At 47.0% G+C, this 7259-nt stretch carries 7 protein-coding genes and 1 pseudogene; 2 read left to right on the top strand and 6 right to left on the bottom strand.

Annotated features, from left to right (window positions below):
• From MHN01_RS11335 to MHN01_RS11320, 4 genes are all read right to left on the bottom strand, one after another.
• The coding region (locus tag MHN01_RS11335; RefSeq protein WP_370646497.1) for a TolC family protein at positions 1 to 494 on the bottom strand (494 nt) is incomplete at its 3' end.
• Between the two features lie 783 nt (positions 495 to 1277).
• Positions 1278 to 2519, bottom strand: coding sequence for a cysteine desulfurase-like protein (locus MHN01_RS11330; protein ID WP_239411448.1), 1242 nt, complete (start codon positions 2517 to 2519; stop codon positions 1278 to 1280).
• Positions 2503 to 3159, bottom strand: coding sequence for a 2OG-Fe dioxygenase family protein (locus tag MHN01_RS11325; protein WP_239411447.1), 657 nt, complete (start codon positions 3157 to 3159; stop codon positions 2503 to 2505). The genes MHN01_RS11330 and MHN01_RS11325 overlap by 17 nt, the downstream gene beginning before the upstream one ends.
• 520 nt (positions 3160 to 3679) lie before the next feature.
• Entirely contained in the window at positions 3680 to 4021 is a 342-nt protein-coding gene (locus MHN01_RS11320) for a hypothetical protein (RefSeq protein ID WP_239411446.1), read from the bottom strand.
• A gap of 113 nt (positions 4022 to 4134) precedes the next feature.
• Here MHN01_RS11320 and MHN01_RS11315 point away from each other — a divergent pair, with 113 nt between their 5' ends.
• Together MHN01_RS11315 and MHN01_RS11310 are read left to right on the top strand one after the other, a co-directional pair.
• Positions 4135 to 4686 carry a hypothetical protein gene (locus MHN01_RS11315; protein WP_239411445.1) on the top strand — a complete coding sequence of 184 codons (552 nt, stop codon included), beginning with the start codon at positions 4135 to 4137 and terminating at the stop codon, positions 4684 to 4686.
• A gap of 194 nt (positions 4687 to 4880) precedes the next feature.
• Positions 4881 to 6053, top strand: a complete 1173-nt coding sequence (locus MHN01_RS11310) for a cation:proton antiporter (protein ID WP_239411444.1) — start codon at positions 4881 to 4883, stop codon at positions 6051 to 6053.
• Between the two features lie 35 nt (positions 6054 to 6088).
• Here the strand turns inward: MHN01_RS11310 and MHN01_RS11305 are convergent, their stop codons facing one another.
• Entirely contained in the window at positions 6089 to 6766 is a 678-nt protein-coding gene (locus MHN01_RS11305; RefSeq protein WP_239411443.1) for a hypothetical protein, read from the bottom strand.
• A gap of 307 nt (positions 6767 to 7073) precedes the next feature.
• Positions 7074 to 7259, bottom strand: a pseudogene (locus tag MHN01_RS11300) (HlyD family secretion protein); the annotation flags it as partial.

Genomic DNA, 7259 nt, shown 5'->3' with positions numbered 1-7259 from the left:
CCAAAATAAAACTTGGCCAGATCTTCAAACTTGGCCTGCTGCTTCATGGCCAGCAAATAACGGGCTTCTTCCGTTCGGCCTCCGGCAATATCCTGCGCAGCAGTAATCCGGCCGCCGGTGAAAATTGGCCAGACCGCCCGAATAGAAGAGGTAAAGACATCGCGCTCTGTCAGCTGTGAAGTAAACAGCTGATCCAGCATCGCAGGATTGATGTGAAACTGTTGCCCCAGAGCAGCAACAATCCCGCCAGCCTCATCGGACATACTCTCAATTAAGTCCGATGGCTTAACCTCCACAGGCTTATCCAGTCGAGTATATTTAGCTGTCGCTGAAATTTGGGGAAAATACAAATCGCTCGCCGCATCCTGGAGATGTCTGGCACGATCGACATTCGCCCGTTCAGCAGCCAGACCATCATTAGTGGTAACCACTGCTTGCCAGGCGTCAATAAAGCTCACCGCCTGCTGGTCGGCCTGGGCAACACTGTCAGTCATTGGTTCTGAGACAGGTGCTGATACATAGCTACCGGCAAAAACACGACCAAAAGGCATCGTCAACAAAGCGGCGCAACACGTCATCGCCACAATAGGCTTTATTCTCATTATTTTTTCCATTAAGCCTTGGTACTTATCAGGGGTGATAATTCTAGAGCAATAACTCTAAAACTCAACCTAAGGGTAGACGCTAACTTTCCACTTCACAAAATGTAAAAGCTCGGGGCTAAGTGATAGGCTGCATTTTCTTTTGGCGACACGATACTTCGCAGTTGTTTTAACCCTCTGTTTTAACGTGCTGTTTTGGCTATTTTTGAAAACAATAGATAGAAGAGAATAATTGTTAACGAATACTGGCAGGGAAATAAGAAGGGCTGAAAAAAGAGAAAAAAAAGCGAGCACCAGCCCGCTTGCATAAATAAAGCCTAATCAAGCAACATCCATATTGCTGAGAACCATTACGCGAGTAAGGATATCATTCGGTAAAATTACAACACACCATTCTGTATATGGATTGTGAGATAGTTCTCAAACTTAGTTTGCTATATGACAAGGCCAGTATGATTTAAGCAAAAAAAAGCCCGGATGCATGCATCACGGGCCAGAGGGTCATAACGTTGTTCAGTGCTTTAACACATTCTTTTATTAGCTTTATTTTCTATATGAACAGCTCAAAGATACTGCTCCACTTTATTCCTAGCCTATTTTCAACACCAACCTTAGTTCCAAGCCTGTGACAGAGGGGCAAACGCAGTTGGTATGACGTTGTTGGTATTTCGCTTTCTACTGACGCTGCAAAAATGGCTCTAGAGCCGTAAATAGCTGGTCAATTTCTTCCTCGGTATTGTAATGCATCAATCCGATGCGAATTACACCACCATCATCAAGAATTCCAAGTTGCTTACACAACCCCAGCGCATAAAAATGCCCGTTCCAGACGCACATATGTTGCTTACCCAGATGAACAGCCACATCACCCGGCGTCACACCGCCGATACGAATAGCAAAGGTTGGCGTTCGTTCTCGAAGCCGCTGTTGATCATTAATACCGTATAGCGTGATATTGCTGTACTGTGATAAACGCTGCAGAAAGTGCTCACTCAGGGATACTTCGTGCTGCTGATATAACGCATAACTTTGTTGCAAACGCTGGCGCAGACTTGCTCCCTCATCTCCCCACTGAGCTAAATACTCAACGGCAGCCACTAAACCAGCCAACGCTTCAAAGCTCTGGGTCCCGGTTTCAAACCGTCCGGGTCCCTCATCAGTCGCAGGTTCGACCTTGTAAGGACGAAGTGTCTGTAACCATTGCGGGGCGATATAGGCAATGCCCACATGTGGGCCGAAAAACTTATAGGCCGAGCAAGCCAGGAAGTCACAACCTAACGACTGGACATCAACCAAGGCATGTGGCGCATAATGAACCGCATCGACATAAACCTGTGCCCCAACCTGATGTGCCGCCTCAACAATACGTTTTACATCCACCAGCGATCCGGTGGTGTTCGAAGCGTAAGTCACTGCGACCAGACGCGTTTTAGCATTAAGCAATGACAGGAGGTGATCAATATCAAGGGTACAATCTGCCTCATTCACCTTTACCTGATGAACAATAGCCCCTTTGTCTTCGGCTGCCTGCTGCCAGCTAGATACATTCGAGTAATGATCCAATGCCGTAACGATGACTTCATCACCGGCCTGCCAGTCTCGGCTAATTGCCCGGCTGAGCTGAAAAGTCAGCGAAGTCATATTGGCCCCGAAGACAATGTTGCTTGCAGAAGGCGCACCCAGCAATGCCTGCGCTGATGCCCGCGCTTTTTCGACCACAGAAACCGTTTCGGCACTGGAGAAAAACGCGCCGCCCAAATTCGAGTTGAAGCGTCCCAGGTAGTCTGTCATTGCGTCTAGTACCGTCGAGGGCACCTGCGATCCACCCGGGCCGTCAAAAAAGAACACCGGCTGGTTTTCAACGGTTTGGTTCAAGGCCGGAAAACTCCGGCGAATGGCTTCAGGCGTGAACGACATGCGTTGGCTCCTTTGCGGTCAGAACAAATAGATCCAGGAATCCCTGCTCATCTTTCTTAACTGCCTTAATCGGACGCGCATTGTGCCAGAGCTGACTATCGTCCAGTATGGCAACCTCACCCTGCTTCAGTGCCATACTCAAAAATGGCAGCTCATGTTGCTCCCTGTACACCAGAAACTCTCCACCTTCGATATTATGGCGACCAATCCCAATCACAGCCAGGTGATCAAAGCCGTCCTGATGAACCCCTTCAGGTGCCACAAGGGTTTCTTCCTCAATCGCTGAAATACGGATCTGATGGATTTCAATTTCCTGCTCGTCATCCAGGGCATTGGCTTGCTTGAAGACTTCGCACATTTCACGCAAACCATCACTACGCAGAATAGATTCTTCCAGTGTCTCGAAGCTACGGCTGACATTCCCCTGAAACGTATTGATATCCCCGGACTGAACAAAATGCCGCGCAGCCAGATGCTCAACGTTACCCTGCTTTAGCTTTACCACCGAATAGCGTCGTAGGCGGTATTGACCATCGGCGTGATCGGTTTGCGGCAAGAAATCAAATGAAGGCGAAAGATCGTTAACAGCCTGTCCGCTTAGTTGAGTCAGCTGAAGTGTACGCTCTAACGAAGTGTGCATCGGTTTGCTCCTAATCCCTATTTCTGAGTCCCTGTTCACAGCATCTGTCCTGACCTTGTCCAAAGCCAGTCCAGCGCCATGCTCAGCATTGTTGTTCAAAATTGCCGGTCACAGCCCTACTGCACCTCATGGCGCATTACAACGGGCACCAAAGCCATTAACAATTGAATTACATTTAGGATTAAACAAAAACCTGGCATTGCCAATAGCTAGCAATTTAAATTTCGCCAAAAGCAACAAATACAAAACTTATAACCACACATGAACAAATAACCAGCTCATAACACCAAACCAGAAAGATAGAGATACAAAAAAGCAGTCAAGTCTTCTAACCATGAGATTAAAGTATTGATATACTTATATTTATTGCCATTCTTTCTCACTTATATCGCACTTCCATAGCAGCATAAAATGCTGTTTGTGATTCAAAGCTCAAATTTGAAAATCGTATTTATAAGCTCAAACGGATAAAAATACCAAGGCAGGCAACAGCAATTCTCGCCATTGCCTGTATAGGGCTTTATCGATATGCGGGCGGCTCAACCGAGCGGTATTCATTACCGGATTTTTTATAGAACGTATTATTAATGATGGCGTATGAAACCCCGGCGATCACAGCAAAGGTCGCAATTTCCGGCAGTCGGGACTCATGGTATGAATGGTGGTGGTGTTCGTTGACAACGATAACCTCACGATGGCGGTTGTCGTGATGATGGCCACCATGGTGGCAGTGTTTGCGGTGTTTGTGATAATGCTTGTGGTGGTGTTTGTGATGATGTTTATGATGGTGCTTTTTGGCTAAAGCTGCTGAAGGAAGTAATGCTACACAAAGCGCAAGAAAACATGGAGTTAAGTGTTTCATATATTCACTATAATTATATATTTATTTCTCTACAGCATACGTTTATCATTGACCGAAATGTCAGCGCAGAGTTAGCCTTCTGTCAAAAATACACTGTTTTATAGAGTTCGTGAATGTCAGTTCCAGTCGGATTAGGCTGCCCGCATTATGCTATTGCGGCCTATATTGAAAATCGCCCAAGCATGTTGAACTATCCATCACTGAACCAGTTAACAGCTGTTGGAACAGGTGAAGTTCAAGCTATCGGCCAAGCCTGTGGCAACGGCTGGCGCAAGGTTTTCAACGTGTATGCCAAGCTCATCTTCGAACTGGATACCGCCTACTTCCCGTATGCCAAGTCAGCCTCCACCTGGCAGGCTTATCGTGACCAGTACCTTCTGCAATCCGATAGCCACACCTCGCTAATGTTTAGCCCGCCAATTCTGGTGGTGCAAAGAGAACTTCAGCACCAACCGCACCCTACTGTCCATATCATTATGGGAAGAACCTATGCCAAGCGGTTAATCGCTGATGGCAAGCTGACCTGTCCGATGCAATGGCTCGATAACGAGTTTGCGATTAATACAGAGCATCGGGTGATAGTGTGCCCTTACTTTGACTATCGACAATTATCCAATATCAAGATTCAATATCTCGCCAAGCTGATGAAATCTCTTGTCGCTTAACGCACCCTTTGAGTCTGCTAGCCAGAAAGAACCCAATGCATAGCTACTGGTTGCTAATGAGGATCAAGCCAGATGTATTATCCTTATTACAATTCCATTGATTGCTATAAATGCTAACGGAACAATATACCCAAGCTACTGCATTTTGATAGTTTTCCATTGGGCAAATACTTGAGCAACGGGAAGTGTCGTGTATGCAGATCAACCTGGCGCCTCTTATCTTTGAACTATGCGCTATCGTTATCAGCGCCGCTATTCTTGGCACACTGTTTCTTTACGCCCGTCAACCGATCATCCTGGCTTATATCGCCGCAGGCATGCTCATCGGCCCCAATGGCCTGCAGGTTATTCGGGATGCCGAGCATATTACTCAGATAGGCAATCTTGGCGTTATCTTATTGTTATTCTTGATTGGGCTGAACTTACAGCCCAAAAAGCTGATCCAGCTATTCAAAGAAAGCTCCATTATCACCCTGGGCACCTGTAGTTTTTTCTTTTTGGGCGCCCTGCTCTTTGCTCTCGCGATCCAGCTTCCGATGCAGGATGCCCTGATCATTGCCGCTGCCCTGATGTTTTCCAGTACGGTCATCGGCTTGAAGCTGATCCCCACCACTACCCTACATCACAAACACATGGGCGAAGTGATGACCAGTATTTTGCTGGTGCAGGATATCATCGCAATCACTGTGATCATTTTCCTCAATATTGGCGGCGGCAATGCCATGCTCGTGGCCTTTATAATGATGCTGCTCAAGTTCGTAGCACTCTGCTCTCTGGCGTTTCTCGGTGTGCGCTACATGATCCTGCCGTTATTTCAGCGTTTCGACGTGATCCAGGAATACAGTTTCGTGACAACTCTTGCCTGGTGCTTTTTCTGGGCCGAACTCAGCCACCAGGTCGGGCTTTCGTATGAAAGCGGCGCATTCATTGCAGGAATTTCAATTGCCGTTAGCCGTGTCTCGCAGGCAATCTCTGTTCACCTCAAGCCTCTGCGAGAGTTCTTCCTGATTCTGTTCTTTTTTGCTATCGGGGCGAGAATGGATCTGGCGGGGAGTAACATCTACAGCTTGCTCGGTATCCTGTTCGGCATCATTCTTGTAGTCATCAAAGCCTGGGGCTTTACACTAGCCTTGGCATTAGCGCACGAAAAGCCCAGCATGACCCGCGAACTGGGTGCCAGGCTCAGCCAGGCCAGCGAGTTCTCATTTCTTGTCGTCTATGCAGCAATGAATGCCGAACTACTTTCCGTCGAAGCCAGCATGTTTATCCAGACAGCAACCATGACAACCTTCATTATCTCTACGTATTGGGTTGTCAGGCGCTACCCAACACCAATTTCGATATCCAGTAACCTGCGCCAGGACTGACAACCATCCCCTCTACAGATTTGACTGATACTGGTTTAATCACCCGCACCGACAAACGGATAAGAGACAGTTACCGTAATTTGTTCGGCAGAAACTGACATGATCACGGTTCTGTCATATTTTTTCTGCTCGTCAGTTGAGTCCCCGGACGATAGCCACTGCTCAATATTCTGCTCCCCCTGGCGATAGGCACGGTTGAACGCCCCCTTGTCGAGAAACAGATATTCTCTTGGTACCGTAAAATCGTACCGGTTAGCCAGAACGAACATCTGATCGTCCAATGTCTGCCGGTCAAGGAGCTGTATACCCGCCAGCACATCGAGGGTTTCATCGTTTACATTCAGGTGCGCAAATACCAGGCCTTTGCGCCTTAGCCCCGCAAGTACAGTGTTGTAACTGGCAGCATTCAGCGGCGTGGTGTATTCCACAGAAAGCGCTTTTTGCTCTGCCATAAAGACAACCAGCAGCTCTTCGTCGACATCAAATACCTTTAACTGATCAAAACAATAGGCCAATTTACCACTATACAAATCAGAGCAATCAAATGCGCCGGGCAAGGAGCGAATATCCTCGGCCTTGTCGTTCAGATAAAAATCATCGAGCAAGCGCAAACCAGACGCACTGGCAGACAACGGCAAGGCCACTACAAGCAACAGTAAAGCTAAAGAGCAAAATATACGTTTAGCAGGAAGGCAGAAAGATACAGAAGACACGTTAAGCTCCATAAAAAAGATGCAGCCTAGTTGTACTCCTTGATGCGTAAGACATCAATACAGAATAAGAAAATCTATAGAGAAAAAAACGGTGGAAAAAGGCAAAAAAAAAACTGTAACCCCAAGCCTCAAGGAGTTACAGCGAACTACAGTCAGCATTAACGTAGTAAAAAGTTCGGGCAGTATGGCTACCACCCGGAGCGGTTACGTACATTCATTCTGGTTAACATCTGTTTATTGTTATCGTTTTGGTTATCGCCCTGTGGTTAGAGCACTTTGGTTAGAAGACTTTGGTAAAGACCTACCTTTACATCGACCAGATAAAGAATATCTGTGACTTCATTCGGATTATGATGCCGCGTATCACATCGAGAAAAGCCAGGAATGGAATTGGTTTTTCTGCACTGATCCAGGCCAGGCCTACCGAGCCGACCGGTATGTCATAACCGTCATGTTCATCAAGCTTGAGCCTGACAAAATGATGCTTGTTCAT

Origin of the sequence: Photobacterium sp. OFAV2-7, assembly GCF_022347985.1 — a bacterium.
In the GTDB taxonomy this organism is placed as follows: Bacteria; Pseudomonadota; Gammaproteobacteria; order Enterobacterales; family Vibrionaceae; genus Photobacterium.
The sequence above is the reverse complement of the archived record's forward strand: the minus strand, read 5'-3'. Positions and strand labels throughout refer to the sequence as shown.